The sequence below is a fragment of the Eisenbergiella porci genome, assembly GCF_009696275.1.
Classification (GTDB): Bacteria; Bacillota; Clostridia; order Lachnospirales; family Lachnospiraceae; genus Eisenbergiella; species Eisenbergiella porci.
This window is the reverse complement of record NZ_VUMI01000021.1, coordinates 24,427-40,784: the sequence shown is the minus strand read 5'-3', so window position 1 is coordinate 40,784 and position 16,358 is coordinate 24,427. Positions and strand designations below refer to the sequence as shown.

Sequence of the window (16,358 nt, the reverse complement as noted above, 5' to 3'; positions counted from 1 at the left end):
TAATTTTACAAATCACTTTCACTCATAATCTACGATACATTATTGAATAAGTGGCAGGGTTCTTTTTTCAATAATAATCTGCTTACAAACCAGGGAAGCACACTGACTTATACACCTGTTCAAACGGCTTACCGTCATTATCTTTTTCTACGATCAACAGTTCCCGGTTAAAGGTCGTGACATTTGTTGCTATGCGTCCGCCTTTTTCAGCCCATGGCCGCCAACGCACTTTACCAACAGAGTAGTTCAGGTTGATGTTTTTATAAAATACTTTGTAACCCATTCCCTCTAAAAACTCATGATAATCGGATGCGTCGGCCTTCGATTTTTGCCCGATAAACTCCACACAGTATTTTACCTGATCCGGTTTACACGCCTCAAATTCATACAACATTTTTTCCGCCCGAATCAGACGATAGCCCTTTTCAGACATTTTATTCAGCCAATGTTCCTGGGCCGTCAACAAACCGCCAAAGAAACGATAATACTTTTTGCTCATACTGTACCTCCAATAATTCCATTAGCCACGCCTACAAGTTCATTGAGCCTTATCAGTTCCTTTTCTGCAATTTCTTTTCCTTGTGTTGTAATGAGATATTCTTTTTTCCGTCCCGCACTATCTCCAAAAGGTTCAATCCAGCCTTTTTCCTGCAACGAGTTCAAAGCACCATATAAAGTACCTGCTCCCAGCGTGAGCCGCCCTTTTGTACTATCTTCAATAAATTGCATGACAGCATATCCATGTTTCGGGGTATAAAGGGAGAGCAAAATAAAGAATGTCACCTCTGTGAGCGCACCACCTTTCGCATTGTCTCGCATAACACCCGCCTCCTTATTACGGTTACTGTAATAAATGTATCACTAACCGTAATAGAAGTCAATAACGATCCAAAATATAACAGCAAACTTAAAAAGCGGGGCAGCACACGCCACCCCGCCGATCCTATATGGTTATTCCATCGCCCGCATTTCTTCCACCAGCGATTGATTTTTCTGTCTGCGCATTGTCCAGAAGGATAGGATTACCTCCAGACCAAACAGCACCAGAACGAACAGCCCCATTTGCAGGAAGGGGAAGGAATATGGCATGATGACTCCATGGAAAGTCATTTCACTGAATTTTCGGGCAGCGATCACTGCAATCGGGAGACCGGCTGCCAGAGTTGCCAATGCAGCAGAAAACGCATAGCAAATTCCCTCATAGACAGTCATTTGACAAAGCTGTTTTCTGGTCAGACCAATGGCACGAAAGACACTGTTTTCCCTCTTTCTGGACATCTGGTTGGAGAGGGTGGTATTGATGAGGTTGACCACGCCAAAGAGGAATACCAGCCACGACAGCGCCTGAAACCCTCCAAAAACAACCCGGTTTTCCATTTCCTCATACTCCTTATGTATCCCAATGGTATCCAGTTCAATGTCGGGATTGGAAGAAATGATCGCGCTCAGACTGTTTTCAATCTGCTCTGCCTTTTGGGGATCGCTGACAATGCTCCAGGAATAATCAAAGCAATCGATCATGGGCATTGCTTCCTGAAACAGCTCTTTGGTCGCAACCATGCAGGTGCTGTCCAATGCCAGAGCACCGTGACCATTTTGCAGTTTACCGTTCGCAAGCAGACCGGAAACGGTGACAGGAATTATCTGATCCCCGATGGAAAGTTTGATAACCGATCCTACCTCCACGCCGATCATATCTTCTGCATAGTTCATATCAAGTGCGATACTATGGGAATCTTGAGGCAAGGTCCCCGACACAAGCGCCGTTTCCATATTATCCCTGTTTTGGTCACTCAACAGATCGCACATTCCGCCTGAAGAACTCTCCTCATTTTCAAACCGCACATGAACCGCCTGACGATTCTCGATCACATCTGTTACGCCATCTACGGCCAGCACCTCCTGCCGAAGCGCTTCATTCAAAGGATTTCCCTCCGACATTACCTCATATTCTGTTTTTTCAGAGTGCATATAGATTTTATAATCCCCATCCGGGAAAAACTGCCTTGCGATCCGCTCCGGCGAACGAACCAGAAGAATAGAGGCTGTCACCAAAAGGATCACCCCACCCAGACTCAGGGAAGCCACGATGCTGATGGTCTTTTTGCGGTCACGCCTGAAATTTGCAATTCCCATGGAGAGGGGATTTAACCGCATATTCTTCTTATGGGTGTGGGTCTTTCCGCTCTGACTGCCGGTAAAGCGGACTGCTTCAATCGGAGAGATACCGGCGGCAATCTTTACCGGTCTGCGGATCGCAATGGATACCATAAACCTGCCAAGCAGCGCAGTCAAAACAATCGCAGCAGCATAAAACGGCAGATGAAACCCACGGGAAAACAGCGCAAACCCGGCTGCACATCCCAGCAAAATACCGATTCCGATGCCAGCCCATCCTAAGAAACGGCCTTCCTTTTTGACAATACGCCGGATCTGCTTTGGCGTTGTGCCGATAGTCCGCAGCTGTCCATAGCTTTGGATCTTGTCATTGATCGAGATTCGGAAGATACTTTGTATCACAACATACCCTCCGATGATGACCAAGACTGCGATTCCGGCAACCAGCGCAAGCATACTGACATTCACCGGCTGCTTATAGAATTTCATATAGCTGAGGTTCATGATCGGCATTTCCAGCTGATATTCCTTGGCAATCTCCCGGCTGCGGGCAGTCAGCTGGGTTTCATCCATCTGATGCTCATTCTTAAAATGCACATAGGCACGATAATCAGCGGGGTCATAGCCGCTCCATCCCTTCAGGGCTTCTTTGGAAAGAAGGATGGAACAGCCATTTACCTCTTTTTCCTTATAACCTTCCAGAATACCAGTCACCGTATATTCTCCGTGAAAGCTCTCGCTGCTTAACATAACCTTTTCACCAATCCCGGCGTCTGCACCGTAATTGGAAAGGAAATAACGGCTCACCACCACCTCATCCTCCTTTTGGGGCAGGCGGCCCTCCAAAAGCTTCATCTGGTCACGGGCAATATACATCGTTTCCTCATCACAATAAATGTAGGAGGCATTGTATCCCTGCTGGGCAGGTTCCATAGCCAGCATATAATACTCTCCTACCCTTGAGAAGTCATCCAGCCCCTTCAGGGTGGACACATCTTCCTCGGTAATCCTGGTATAGACCGCCTCATAGGTATCCTCCACATGATTTTTCTCTATCTGCCGGGCAGACAAAGCCATCACAATCGAAAAACAGATCAGACAGGATGCCAGCGCAACGGCGATCACTACCATGAGATTTCGGCGCTTCTCGCTTTGCAAACTTTTCTTTGCCAGCTTCCTGACAATATTTCCCGTATCATTCTCAAATGGTACTGTCATTTTGATCATCTCCTTTAAGTCTTATATTCCTGCTGTCAGCAAAGCGGCGGCTTCATATCGGAAGCCGCCGCCTCTGGTTAGTCCATGGTCTTGATCCGCTCCACAAGGGAAAGCCGTTTCGAGTAACGGACCGCAACCACAGAGAAGATTCCGGTCACAACCAAAAGTGCCAGAATAAAAACAACCGTTTCCATCAAAGGGAATTGATAGGACAGTTCCCCGAAAATATTAAAACTGCTGATCACACAGTCAAAAATCCAGCCCAGGATTCCTCCAATGCCAACCGACAAAAATACCGTAACCCCTGCGTACCACAGGCATTCTGCGATCAGCATACGGGAAACCTGCTTTCCGGTCATGCCCACAGACTGCAAAATCCCAAGCTCCTGCTGCCTTGCCAGCAGATTGGTCATCAGAGTGTTGACCAGATTTACCATGGAGAACACAAACAGGAACGCCAGCAGCAGATAAACGCCGCGAGTCATTATTTTCAGCTGCGATTCCAGAGAGGCCGCATGGTCTGCTCTGGAAAAGACCGTCAGAACCGGATCTTCCAGCAGGCTGAAAATCGACGCCCTGAGCGCATCCGAGTCCTCCGATGTATGGACATTCCAAACGGCCTCCCTGTTCTCAATGTCCGGGTAGAGCTGATCGGCCAGTTCTTCCGTTAGGGTAAACATCCCCCATGCGCCGGTGCCTGATGTCACTGACGGTTTCGCAATCCCCATGACCGTTGCTTCTATGGCTTTACCGTCCATGGATTCAAAGGTCAGCACATCCCCAACAGCAGGCGTATAGCCATAAAACATACTTAAAAGGTGGTCTTCCGAATCAGTCACGACCACACCGTTGTTTGCGGCAAGCTCCTCATAATCTGCACTGCCCTGTTCCAGATTTTCCTCCGGCAGCCACTGTTCCATCTGCTCTCTGTCAAACACCGGGAACTTTAATGCAACACTTTCCTGAGGGAATTTCACCGTTGCGGATGTCACTTCATGGCTTGTGATAGATTCCACGCCATCTATGGCAAGAAGCTTTTGACGAAGTTCTTCTGTCAATGGATTTTCTCGTGCGATGGCAGGCACTCCTTCCGCGCCTCCCGAATCCATCCAGCTGACCTCATAGTTGCAGTGATCCCCCATGGCTTCTACCGCCATCTTTTCGGGACTGATGGAGTTGAGAACCGTAGCGGCTGTTACCAGAAACACACCCGTCAGCCCCAGAGATACCAGCGTGATGACCGTCTTTTTCCTGCTGCGCCGAAAGTTCATCTGTGCCATGGAGAACGGCGTAATGCGGTGGTTTTTCTGATCTTTACGGTCTGTTGCAGTTTCATAACCACTGGAGCGGACCGCTTCGATGGGGGATACCCTCGCCGCCATGCGGACAGGCGCATGAATGGACAGAAATACTGTCAGGGCGCAGGCTGCTGCGGTCGCAGCCAGATAGGGCAGATTTCCCATCCAGCTCCAATGTGCCGGGAAAATGGCAAACCCGACAGCCCCTCCAACCAAAAGCCCCAGCGGGATACCGCAAAGAGATAACAGCAATCCCTCCCGCCGCACGATCCGCCGGATCTGTTTCGGCGTTGTGCCGATCACCTTCAGGCGTCCATATTCCCGCATTTTGCCCTTTACGGAAATGAAAAAGATACTGTAAATGACCACGGCACAGGCGATCAGCAAAAGGATCGCCACGGGAATGTAATATTTCATCACGCCTGTCTGAAATCCCTGCATATCGAAATAGTTGGAGCTGTAAAAAATCTGATCCTCTGAGACATCGTTTGCGGAAAGGAATTTGGCAATATCCGCCTTGAGCTGTTCTGACTCCATATCATCAGCGCCGGTATAACGAAGCCGGAATTCAAACAGAGGCTCTCCCTGTGCCATCTCCTCCACAAATGCCTCGGATACATAAAGCTGGAACATACGGGAGTCATTCTCCACATCCATGATACCGCTGACGGTATAGGTCTGCTTTCCGTTTCCAAGATTCACTTCTATGGTCTGCCCGACTTCTGCCGGGATTTCAAAATAATCGAGAAAGGCCCGTTCTACCAGAATTTCATTGGCAGCCTGCGGAAGCGTCCCGGTAAAGGAAGGCTTCTTTCCTAATTCCATCCAGTTGGCATCCGCATACTCCACAGTCAGAACGCTGTCACCATAGCGGGCGGAACCATAATTCTGGGAAAGGCCCCAGCGTTCCACTTCCGGGCAGTCTTTCAGTTTTTCAATCGTATCACGGTCACAATTCACCACAACCGCCTGATACTGTCCCCGCAGGTCCGCCTCCAGTTTTCTGTCGCTTCCAGCTCCTGCGCAGAAAACCGCTGCCATCAAAGCGGCTGCCAAAGTAATCGTTACGATCACAAACAGGTTGCGCCGCTTGTCCGTCTGAATACTCCTTGCCGCTAATTTTTTAATAACCGGCCCTGTGTCATTTTCAAAAGGCAATGTCATGTCTACCACCTCCTTTATCCAACGATTCTGCCATCCTCGATCCGCACGATACGGTCTGCAAGCTGGGCAATGGCATCATTATGTGTAATCATCACCAGCGTCTGGTTAAATTCACGGCTTGTTCTCTGCAAAAGCCCCAGCACATCGGCGCTGGTCCGGCTGTCTAAGTTTCCGGTGGGTTCATCAGCCAGGACGATCGCGGGCTTTGACACCAGAGCGCGGGCAATCGCCACACGCTGCTGCTGGCCGCCGGAGAGGTTGTTTGGCATATTCTTCAGCTTATCCTCCAGACCCAGCATGGACACCACATCCGCCATGAATTTCTGATCCACCGTATCCCCATCCAGTTCCACCGGCAGGGCGATGTTTTCATGAACATTTAGGATCGGCACCAGATTATAGTTCTGGAAAATAAATCCGATATTGCGGCGGCGGAAGATGGTAAGCTGCTCATCGTTCATCTTCGCCAGCTCCTTATCCCGCACCATCACGCTGCCGGAAGTGGGGGTATCCAAACCGCCCATCATGTGAAGCAGGGTGGACTTACCGGAGCCGGAAGTACCGACCACCGCCACAAATTCGCCCTCCTCCACAGAGAAGTTCACGCCATCCAGGGCGCGGGTAATGTTCGGCTCTGTGCCGTAGTATTTTTTAAGATCCGTTGTCTGCAAAATTTTCATAACAGTTACCTGCCTTTCTTAATTTGTTGAGTATAGGGTAAAGGGCAAATGTTGCAGAATTGTCCTAAACGCTATAAAAATCCATGGTGAATTGCTTCAATTTTAGGACAATTCATTTTCTTATTGAACGAGTAGTTTCAAACTATCTATTCGATTTCCCGCAATCTCTCCACAATAGACTTTTTCTGAAGGAGATAAATTGCCGCCTTTGTTATAACCGCTGGCATGATAAGGACGATAACTGCATAGAAAAGTGCAAACCAAATCGGATAAACCCAATGCAGATAGCTCATTCCTATGCTGTTCAACCCACGAATCAGCATAAGCCCTAAAAATCCACCGGCTAACAAGGTAATAATGATGTTCCACACGGCAATCAATCCCGCTTCCCATTGTACCATGTGATTAAGCTGCCGCTTTGTCATACCAATAGACTGTAAAACAGACAATTCCTGCTTTCGGGTCATAATATTTGTCACCAGCGTATTGATTAGACTAATCAGACTGAACATCATAATAAAAATGCTAATGCCAATAATCGAGGTCAAAAGCGTGTTATACATTCCTGCCTTGCTATTGATAGAATCCCTCAGAGTACGCATTTGCAGACCATCCGAGCTGGAAACTATGGAATTTATTTGCTGCGTGATTTCTGCTTCTTTGGAGTCCCACTCTGTCGAAAGAAGTACCTCTGAATTGATATTATATCCCTCTGGCAACATGGTGCGAATAAGTTCATCCGGCATTAAAAACCAACCAGATACGCCGAGCGCAGTAAAACACTCTGGATCGCTGTATGCTTTTTCGTTAGAAATCTCACCGCCAACAGAAAATACATCTTCACGATATTCTGTGCCGTCAAACCATTCAAATTTTATAGTATCGCCGGGCTGAAATTTCCAACCATAAATTTCTTCTACTGCGTCATTTTTTAAGACAAAAATTTCTTTGTTTTTTACAATGTCTGAATAATTCCTGTCCCTTGTTTCCATGTACTGTGATAGATGTGTAAATTCTTCTTCTGTAAATGGAACCATAAAATCCTTGTCACGACGGCCATTATATTCAAATGTGCAATATAGTTTTTCAAATGGTATTATCCCGTTTACTCCGCCTACTTGAGAAATCTCCTGCATAAAAGTCTCATTAAGCGGATTGTTGACTTGTACTCCTGCATACCCCATTTCATTTACTTGTGCTGCATTTTCGGATAAATAAATCCGAATTTCTCCATACTCCATGATTCCGTTTCGGGCGTATGCTTCCTGATTAAAGGAGGTTAAAAAGGTAGAGCCAACCATAAAGATTATGCCGCTGATCGCCAGAGAGAAAGAAGTCATCAGAAACTTTTTTCTATTGCGGGAGGTGTTCATTTTTGCCATTGAACAAGGTGTAATTTTTCTGGACAAGTGCTTAGGTGTCTTGCAGTTCTGTAATGAGCCTTTTGTCCTATATGCCTCAATAGGCGATACCTTACCTGCAATTTTCGCAGGCTTACTGATGGAATACAAAACAGCAATGTACTCCACCAAAATAATCAAGCCGCCCCAAATGAGAAAGTTCTTCCATGACCATCCCTCGGCATTGAGAATCCCTGCAAAAATTGAGCCGATGGCTAACCCCAATGGTGCGCCTATGCAAAACAGTAAAGTCCCCTCTCGTTTTACGATCCGTTTTATCTGTTTGCCCGTAGTTCCGATTGTTCTCAACTGCCCAAAATACTGAATACGGTTAATGATAGAGATATAGAAAATACTGTATATCACGATCACGCCGGCGAACAGCACTACAAGCCCGATACAAAGGGCAATCAGCATATTTTTCGGATTAAAGGTCAAGGACTGGACAAACGCACTGTTTTCTCCGATACTTGGACGGTCAATATTACAATCAGCTCCGATTGCATGAATGGTATCGAGAAATTCATCTGCTGTCATACTTTTGGCATCCTGAATCTGTGCGGCAGCTACAAATAAAGTATCTTTCAACTGGCTTCCCCGTTCTGCATACCGTTCAGAGAAATAGACCGGGTACACATCAGAAGTGGAGCCGGTATCTGTAAGGCCGGAAAGCACAAAAGATTCTTGCGTCCCGTCATAAAAAGAAAAGGAAACTGTGTCGCCAATTTTTAGATTTTCACCAATCCCATCTAAGTAAGAAACATCAACGGCAACCTCATTTTCAGCCATAGGATATTGTCCCTCTGAAATTTCAGCACTTTGGATTTTGCCCTCGGATTGTTCTATATACATCGGCCAGATCACATAATTTTCTATTTCAGAACGCTTGCCGTATTTTGTCACCCTCATTTCTGAAATCCGACTGTCTTGCCGGAGGGTGTCACATTGCTGCTCTGTAATATCATAAAAAAATACCTGCTGCAAATTCTCCAACTGCCAACTATTTGCAGTCTGCATGGAAGCAATATACAGCGCCAATCCGGACATCAACGCAACGGAAAGTGAAATCGTCAGGATAATCAAAATATTTCTCATTTTCCCGGACTTTAAGCTGTTTTTTGCCAGCTTTTTTGTAATGGTTCGAGTATCATTTTCAAATGGTAATGTCATGGTCCTTCACTCCTTTCGCTGTTATCCTAACCCCCAAATGTTGCAGAAATATCCCAAAGGCTCAACTGTTTAGGAGAAATTGCTTCAATTTTAGGACAATTCCCGTATTTGATCTACCAGAGATTGTTTTTTTATCTGCCGGATTGCCAAATACGAGAAAAGCATTTGGACGGCAAGCAGCAGTATAAAATAACTGAACATTTCAGCGGTCGGAAAATGATAGCTTACTTTTCCAAAGATACTCATTGCACTAAAGATTGTGCAGAGAAGATACCCTATCATATCCGCCATACGGGATATTAGCGTCCACAATTCCCATTACTTTTACTTCCAATGTTTGTCCGCCAACTTCAATCAGAAGTTTGTCCCCAATCACTGCATCCCACCCAAAAGTTTCTTTCCACTGTGGGCCATTTTCAATAATAATGCCATTATTATTAAGTAGTTCCTGCAAATCTGCTGTACCATCAATCAAATATTCTTCAAGCAATTTTTGAGAGCTTGGCGTATATGCGTCTGAAACAATCGGTTCAATATCTCCCGTTGGCATACGAACATTCAAAACGGTGCCTTGGTATTCTTTTATTTCTTCCACACCATCTATGTCCAAAATGGATTCTCTAAAATCTTCTGTAAGCAGATTCAATTTTTGGAGTTCTGAATATTGTTCACTGTTATGTGCCTGCGGGCCGTAATCGCCTAATTCAAGGCGAATTTCTCCGTAAGGAAAACTCCTACGCGCCATCGCTAAAGGATCAATGGAATTAAAATATGCAGAGCTTGCCATCAGCAAAATTCCACATACCCCTAACGACAGGATCGTTAACGCGGTTTTCTTTCTGTTCCTTGCAAAATTAAGGAAAGCTAAGTTTTTCGCAGATAGAGAACGATGTAACACTTTTGTACTGTTGGACATCACATCATTATTGCCCGCCATATAACGGACTGCTTCAATAGGTGTAACATGAGCAGCAATTTTGGCTGGCTTAATTACAGCAATCATAACGCATAGATACACAAACAGAGCTGTGACAGCGGCAATTACAAATACCATTAAAGTGTTCCAGCCTTGCGGGACAAGGACATATCCCGCTATTGCACCGGCTAATATTCCAATCGGAATACCAATTCTGGAAAGATGAAATCCCTCTCTAAAAACGATTCTTTTCATCTGTTTTCCAGTTGCCCCTATTGTCCGCAGTTTTCCATATTCTTTTGTTTTTCTGGCTATGGACACATAGAACAGACTGTAAATAACAAGGGTACAAGCCAAAGCGATAATAAGACTGATAAATGCTATTACAGTGATATATTGACTGCTTCTCTGTTCAATGAGAGAAAAGTAATATGTTGAAAACTGCATCTGCTCCGGTTGTATTTCCAATTCTCTGCACAATGTTGATAATTCAGCTTGTATAGCAGCCTTAGACCAACCATCAGATTCATTCAAACGGATATAAGCGGAGTATGCCGGTTCGCTGATCTTGTTTTTAATATAGGATTGCGACACGAATACGGAGTAATTTGAATTTTCGACAGGCAAAATACCACATAAGGTATAATCTTTTTCTCCATCTCCCAGATTTAACGATATAGTATCGCCTATGGATTTAGACAATCCAGCTCTATCAAGAAACGCTTTTGTGATAGCAATTTCATTTATAGATTTGGGCAATTCTCCCTCTAAATCAGGATATTTTGCTAATTTCATTAGTGTTTCATCCATTGAACGAACGGTTAATTTGTAGTCCCCATAAGATACTAAACCCAATAAATGACTTACACCCACTTGAACCCTATCGTCATTTACTAATTTCGTAATGGTATCATTATCGACTTCATTGATAATTGCTTGATAACGCCCAGCCGCATCATTTAATGATTTTCGCTGCGAAGCAAAAAAATACAAGGTCGTTGTCATTATCAAGCAGGTAGCTAAGGCAATCGTAATGATAATGAGGATGTTTCTGCTTTTATCTGCTTTTAAGCTGTTTTTTTCCAGCTTTTTTGTAATGGTTCGAGTATCATTTTCAAATGGTAATGTCATAGCCATTCACTCCTTTCGCTGTTATCCTAACCCCCAAATGTTGCAGAAATATCCCAAAGGCACAACAGTTTAAGGGTGAATTGCTTCAATTTTAGGACAATTCATTTTCTTGTTGAACAAGCAGCTTTTTCTATTGCGTTGCTTCATTCATGTATGCGCTTGCTTTGTTGATAAGGTCATGGTAAAACCCAAATGTCCGCGAAATGTTACAGCGGCCAAAAAATTTCATACATGGTAGGACAATTCATTTTCGTGTATCTTTTTTATAAAGCCGGATAGACATAAACAAAACCATTGCTAACTGAATTACAGCAAAAAACAACGTCAGCCAAACGCTCTCATAATAAAAAATATCTGTCCAGAAGATCACCAGATCTACCAGAGCCACCACACCAGCCGACCATCTGATTTTTCTTGGAAAGAAGTGCCGGAGCAGCAGAACAACAACGACCGGCGGGATCAGCAAGCAAGCTGTATTGATGAGTAATGTCTTTGTGATTTCCATAAGGCCTCCTACAATTTCATGATGTTGCTGTCAGCATAAATCCCAAATGTTGCAGAATTGTCCTAAAATCCATTGTCCTCTAAAAATTTTTCAAAAAAGGCAGCCTGCCAAAACAGACTGCCTCAGAATTATTTTATGGGCAGGAACACGGAAAAAGTTGATCCTTCCCCAACTTTAGACTCGACGGTAATATAGCCGCCCTGCATGGTAATAATCTCACGGGCAAGGTATAAGCCGATTCCGACCCCATCTATATCATGCACCGCTTCATCCCGATAGAAGCGTTTGAAGATCGTGCCCTGAGAATGCTCCGGGATGCCTCTGCCTGTATCTGTCACATCTATCCTCAAATACATCTCCCAATCCCGTACCCTCACCTGGATGCTGCCACCGACAGAGGTGTACTTTACCGCATTATCCAGAATGTTAAACAATGCTTCGGAAGTCCAGCGGCTGTCATGGGATATTGTCAGATCAGATGGGCAGTCCACCGACAGGCTGATCTCTTTTTGTTCCATCGGAGCCAGAACACCATTGATGGCGCTCACCAGTGTATCCCCGATCGCAGCATCCTGTTTCTCCAGCGTAATGACACCCGTTTCCAGACGGGAAGTTTTCACCATTCCCTGAATGAGAAAATCCAGTTTGTCCAGCTGCGTGCCCGTGGCCTGCAAAAACTCCCTGCGCTTTTCTTCTGTCAATGGTCTTGTCAGCATGGTATCGTTGATTAGCTTCAAATTTGCGATGGGAGTTTTGGTCTGGTGGGAAATATCCGATACCAGGGATTGCAGTTCTTCCTTTTCCACCTCCGCCGTATGTCTGGTTTTCTGCATCACATTGTAGAGCCGTTGCAAACGGTGGCTGATCCGGGACAGCAGTGTTTCCGCTTCATAGTCTACCTGGGGCCGGTCTGTACTGTCCATCATGTGATCCAATGTCTGGCACAAACCATCAGTGAACAGAGAAAGTTTCTTTTGAAAATAGTGCAGAAAAACCGTGCCCCAAATGAAAAATGCAGCTGTCAAAATAATGCCGCAGATGACAACACGCACATCTTTCGTCAACAGGAAAAAAATCAACAGCAGCAAAGCGGCAGTGAGCAGAGTCCCCGCCACAATTTTTCTCAAAAATGCCCTGACAGATAAATTTTGCAGCTTCATCAAGGCTCACCACCGATCCACTGATAACCCATTCCATAAGCTGTCTTAATATATTTCCTCTCGTCTGTTTCGATTTTTTTGCGGATACGGCTGATGATCGTCGTCAGAGTATGCTCATCCACAAAGTCTCCATCAATGTCCCACAGTTTCTCTAAAATCTGCCGCTTGGTCAGAATAATCCGGGGGTTCTTTACGAACAGGAACAGGGTGCGGTATTCCTTCGGTGTAAAGTCCAGGGATTCTCCGGCAAGGGACGCACTTTGTTCTGAGAAGTCGATTTTCAGAAAGCCATCATCAAACAGATCATGCCGGGGTGTCCGCAGTTCCAGATTTGCAAAAACCGCCGCCACTTTTTTACAAAGCACCGTCACAGAAAATGGTTTGGTCACATAATCCGCGCCACCGACTTCATATCCCTTGAGCATATCGCTCTCCTTATCATTGGCTGTGATAAAGATGATATAGGTATGCTGACCGCGATTCCGGATTTCTTCGCACAGATCCAGTCCGCTGCCATCGGGGAGGTTAATATCCAACAGTGCCACATCAAATTCATTTTCCCGCAGCTTTCTTACCGCGCTGTCAAAATTAAAAACCGAAATGACCTCATATCCATCAGAGGTCAGATTATATGCCAAGGTCCGATTCAACAGCTGATCGTCCTCTACAATTAGAATCTTCTTCAAGACATTCACTTCCTTCCTTATTTTTCAACTATACTGATAGGATAAACACCAAATGTTACAGAAATGTCCTAAATCTAAAAATCGCAACTCTTTGACCTTTGGCAGCTTCTTGACGCCCATCTCGTCAAAGGCATTCTTGGCAGCCTGGTGGAGCAGGATTTCTTCCTCATGCTCCTCCCGGAATTTCTTAGAGTAGCCAGCCTTCCGGTATGCCACATAGACCTCACGGGTCTTGGCATAATTTACGATGTGGGTACGCAGGACAGCGATCTCTGCCATGCGCTTTTCAGCCGCTTTGATCTGCGCCGAAAGCTCATTGTGATGTGCCGTAGCAACCGCAGCCTTTTCTTCCAAAACCGCATACTCCAGCAGGTTATTCTCAGACAGGTAATTCATGGTCTGCGCCATTTGTTTGAGATTGAAAACCTTAGCCCATCGAGCATAGCCGGCACCTTTTCCTGCCTGTAATTTTGCCTGAATGTCCACCAGCAGATTGACCTTCGGCTGCTCTGCCTGTGCGACCACTTTCTTTCGTGGGGTATGCGCTTTCTTCCCGGAGAGAACTGCCTGCAAATCCTCCAAACTATATCCTTCGCCCAGGCTGTCCATGCGGGCTGCTTTTTCCCAACCGGAGAGCTTCAGGCGATACGATTTCCCTCGTTTTGATACCTCACAGCCAGAGTCTTGCAGCAGCTTCAGCAGTTCCTCAAAATCAGCAGGGCTTTGTGATAATGCGTTGTCAATCGCCACACGAAGCAGCTCTCGGTGAGAGGGCTTTGCCTGATCTCCCAGCCATTTGTTATAGCTCTTTCCGTGAGGTTTCGGATTATCCACAATAGACAGTCCGTTTTCAATGTAGATGGTGTCACTTAACCTGCGAACTGCCTTGGTGCTGCCCCAAAAGTTTCGGAATTTCCGGTCATATTCTAAGCTGACCGATGACCAGATAATGTGATTATGAATATGCGACTTATCTATATGAGTGCAGACCACAAAGGCATGATTGCCCTTGGTAAAACGCTTTGCAAATTCTACGCCCAGCCGGTTGGCTTCTTCCGGGGCGATCTCGCCGGGGCGGAAGGACTGGCGCACATGATAGGCAATCACATCATCCGCACCTCGCACTCGTCCGGTCGCGGCAAGGTACTGCCGCTTTGCCAGAAGGAACTCGGCATCCGCAGTCCGGCTGTCACACGCATAGCCGGTAATGAGCCTGCCGTTATCTGTTTTCTTTGGGTTGGCCACATAGTCGATGATGTCACTGATCGCCCGACTTTCTGTGCGGCCTTTTCCGGCATGAAGCGGCATGATTCTTGTGGTTGCCATAAAAAGTCCTCCTCTCAAAATATTTTCTCTGAACTCTTTGTGCCTATCGTTGAAATAAGTTCTCCTTATGGGTATAATATAAAGAAACTACCAATACCTCAAAGGAGGGATTTTATGATAGAACAGCTAATTGCTGAAGCAACCGAATGTGATTTAAAGGTTGCACTTGAAATAAAGAAGCCCAAAAGCTGGCTGAAAAGCGTGAGTGCTTTTTCTAACGGAATTGGCGGCACCTTATTCTTTGGTATCTCTGACGACCGGAATCCAGTTGGACTTTCCGATGTTCAAAAAGATGCTGAAGCCATCAGCCGCTTAATAAAAGAACGAATCACACCATTACCTCAGTTTACCTTGAAGCCTTTACAGGAAGATGGTAAAAATTTATTGGCACTGGAAATTTCTTCTGGTCGCAGTACCCCATATTATTATAAAGCCGATGGCGTAATGGAAGCTTATATCCGTGTTGGTAACGAAAGTGTAATTGCCCCAAACTATATCGTAAATGAGCTGATTCTGAAAGGGACAAATCAATCCTTTGATACTCTAACAACGGATGCCGCTAAAAAAGATTACAGCTTTACGCTTCTGGAAGCAACTTATCTGGAACGGACTGGTCTCCGTTTTGAGCCATCTGATTACTTTTCCTTTGGTTTGGCTGATAAAAATGGATTTTTGACCAATGCCGGAAAACTCATGACTGACCAGCACACGGTTTACAATTCCCGTATGTTCTGTACCAGGTGGAATGGCTTGGAAAAAGGCTCCATCTTCGATGATGCTCTGGATGATAAAGAATACGAGGGAAATCTGATTTATCTGTTGAAAAGTGGCAGCGAATTTATTCGCAATAATTCTAAAGTGCGATTTGTTAAAGAGGCTCAGTATCGGGTAGACAAACCGGATTATGCTGAACGAGCTGTGACAGAGGCTCTTGTCAATGCACTTATCCATCGTGATTACATTGTGCTTGGCAGCGAAGTCCACATTGATATGTTTGATGATCGGGTAGAGATCACATCTCCAGGCGGTATGTTTGGCGGCGGATCAATCCAGGAATACGATATTTACAGTATTCGTTCTATGCGCCGAAATCCTGTGATTGCTGACCTGTTTCACCGAATGAAATACATGGAACGCCGTGGAAGCGGTCTGCGCAAAATCGTCAGTGAGACCGAAAAACTGCCTGGATATTCAGAAACATATAAACCTGAATTTTTCTCGACAGCAACAGATTTCAGAGTTATTTTGAAAAATGTAAACCACAACTTAGAGGGTGGCATCCACCAAGTTACCCACCAAGTTACCCCCCAAGATGCTGAACTATCAACGGTATCTGAGCAGATTTTGGCTTTCTGCACAAAACCAAAATCAAAGAAAGAGCTTGCAGCATTTTGCGGCTTCAAAGATCTAAGAAATTTCACCTTGAAGCATATCAATCCACTTTTAGAATCCGGGCAATTAGAAATGACGATTCCCGATAAACCTAAAAGTCGTAATCAAAAATATATTACTGTTCATTCTGAATAAACAAGAAGCAGGGCATTGGGTCTCATCTCCCATTGTCCTGCTTCTTTTTCATTCCAGAT

At 45.3% G+C, this 16,358-nt stretch carries 11 protein-coding genes and 1 pseudogene; 1 reads left to right on the top strand and 11 read right to left on the bottom strand.

Annotation, left to right across the window (positions count from 1 at the left end):
• Positions 1–82: 82 nt before the first annotated feature.
• The 11 genes and pseudogenes from FYJ45_RS13790 to FYJ45_RS13740 form a co-directional block, all read right to left on the bottom strand.
• Positions 83–499 carry a DUF2812 domain-containing protein gene (locus FYJ45_RS13790; RefSeq protein ID WP_235930802.1) on the bottom strand — a complete coding sequence of 139 codons (417 nt, stop codon included), beginning with the start codon at positions 497–499 and terminating at the stop codon, positions 83–85.
• Positions 496–819, bottom strand: a complete 324-nt coding sequence (locus FYJ45_RS13785) for a PadR family transcriptional regulator (protein ID WP_154465108.1) — start codon at positions 817–819, stop codon at positions 496–498. Before FYJ45_RS13785 ends, FYJ45_RS13790 begins: the two co-directional genes overlap by 4 nt.
• Positions 820–951: 132 nt before the next feature.
• Complete coding sequence (locus FYJ45_RS13780; protein WP_154465106.1) at positions 952–3,336, bottom strand: FtsX-like permease family protein; 2,385 nt, start codon at positions 3,334–3,336, stop codon at positions 952–954.
• Positions 3,337–3,413: 77 nt separating this feature from the next.
• The gene (locus tag FYJ45_RS13775) at positions 3,414–5,798 is read right to left on the bottom strand and encodes an ABC transporter permease (protein ID WP_154465104.1); all 2,385 of its coding nucleotides are present in this window, start codon (positions 5,796–5,798) and stop codon (positions 3,414–3,416) included.
• Between the two features lie 14 nt (positions 5,799–5,812).
• Positions 5,813–6,478: an ABC transporter ATP-binding protein gene (locus FYJ45_RS13770; protein WP_154465102.1), complete on the bottom strand. Its 666-nt coding sequence runs from the start codon at positions 6,476–6,478 to the stop codon at positions 5,813–5,815.
• A gap of 146 nt (positions 6,479–6,624) precedes the next feature.
• Positions 6,625–9,048 (bottom strand): ABC transporter permease, encoded by a 2,424-nt coding sequence (locus FYJ45_RS13765; RefSeq protein ID WP_154465100.1) that lies wholly within the window; start codon positions 9,046–9,048, stop codon positions 6,625–6,627.
• 250 nt (positions 9,049–9,298) lie between these two features.
• Entirely contained in the window at positions 9,299–11,095 is a 1,797-nt protein-coding gene (locus FYJ45_RS13760) for an FtsX-like permease family protein (protein ID WP_195841810.1), read from the bottom strand.
• A gap of 244 nt (positions 11,096–11,339) precedes the next feature.
• Entirely contained in the window at positions 11,340–11,600 is a 261-nt protein-coding gene (locus FYJ45_RS13755; RefSeq protein WP_154465096.1) for a hypothetical protein, read from the bottom strand.
• 128 nt (positions 11,601–11,728) lie between these two features.
• A complete protein-coding gene (locus FYJ45_RS13750; protein ID WP_154465094.1) occupies positions 11,729–12,760 on the bottom strand; it encodes a sensor histidine kinase in 1,032 nt (343 codons plus the stop codon).
• A complete protein-coding gene (locus FYJ45_RS13745; RefSeq protein WP_154465092.1) occupies positions 12,760–13,446 on the bottom strand; it encodes a response regulator transcription factor in 687 nt (228 codons plus the stop codon). The genes FYJ45_RS13750 and FYJ45_RS13745 overlap by 1 nt, the downstream gene beginning before the upstream one ends.
• Before the next feature lie 81 nt (positions 13,447–13,527).
• A pseudogene (locus FYJ45_RS13740) lies at positions 13,528–14,772 on the bottom strand (relaxase/mobilization nuclease domain-containing protein); the annotation flags it as partial.
• Positions 14,773–14,886: 114 nt separating this feature from the next.
• Here FYJ45_RS13740 and FYJ45_RS13735 point away from each other — a divergent pair.
• Positions 14,887–16,299 (top strand): ATP-binding protein, encoded by a 1,413-nt coding sequence (locus tag FYJ45_RS13735; protein WP_154465090.1) that lies wholly within the window; start codon positions 14,887–14,889, stop codon positions 16,297–16,299.
• Positions 16,300–16,358: the final 59 nt, after the last annotated feature.

What these genes read in the sequence shown, in the direction of transcription:
- FYJ45_RS13790 (WP_235930802.1), bottom strand. Translation starts at nt 499, where the DNA reads ATGAGCAAAAAGTATTATCGTTTCTTTGGCGGTTTGTTGACGGCCCAG.
- FYJ45_RS13785 (WP_154465108.1), bottom strand. Translation starts at nt 819, where the DNA reads ATGCGAGACAATGCGAAAGGTGGTGCGCTCACAGAGGTGACATTCTTT.
- FYJ45_RS13780 (WP_154465106.1), bottom strand. Translation starts at nt 3,336, where the DNA reads ATGACAGTACCATTTGAGAATGATACGGGAAATATTGTCAGGAAGCTG.
- FYJ45_RS13775 (WP_154465104.1), bottom strand. Translation starts at nt 5,798, where the DNA reads ATGACATTGCCTTTTGAAAATGACACAGGGCCGGTTATTAAAAAATTA.
- FYJ45_RS13770 (WP_154465102.1), bottom strand. Translation starts at nt 6,478, where the DNA reads ATGAAAATTTTGCAGACAACGGATCTTAAAAAATACTACGGCACAGAG.
- FYJ45_RS13765 (WP_154465100.1), bottom strand. Translation starts at nt 9,048, where the DNA reads ATGACATTACCATTTGAAAATGATACTCGAACCATTACAAAAAAGCTG.
- FYJ45_RS13760 (WP_195841810.1), bottom strand. Translation starts at nt 11,095, where the DNA reads ATGACATTACCATTTGAAAATGATACTCGAACCATTACAAAAAAGCTG.
- FYJ45_RS13755 (WP_154465096.1), bottom strand. Translation starts at nt 11,600, where the DNA reads ATGGAAATCACAAAGACATTACTCATCAATACAGCTTGCTTGCTGATC.
- FYJ45_RS13750 (WP_154465094.1), bottom strand. Translation starts at nt 12,760, where the DNA reads ATGAAGCTGCAAAATTTATCTGTCAGGGCATTTTTGAGAAAAATTGTG.
- FYJ45_RS13735 (WP_154465090.1), top strand. Translation starts at nt 14,887, where the DNA reads ATGATAGAACAGCTAATTGCTGAAGCAACCGAATGTGATTTAAAGGTT.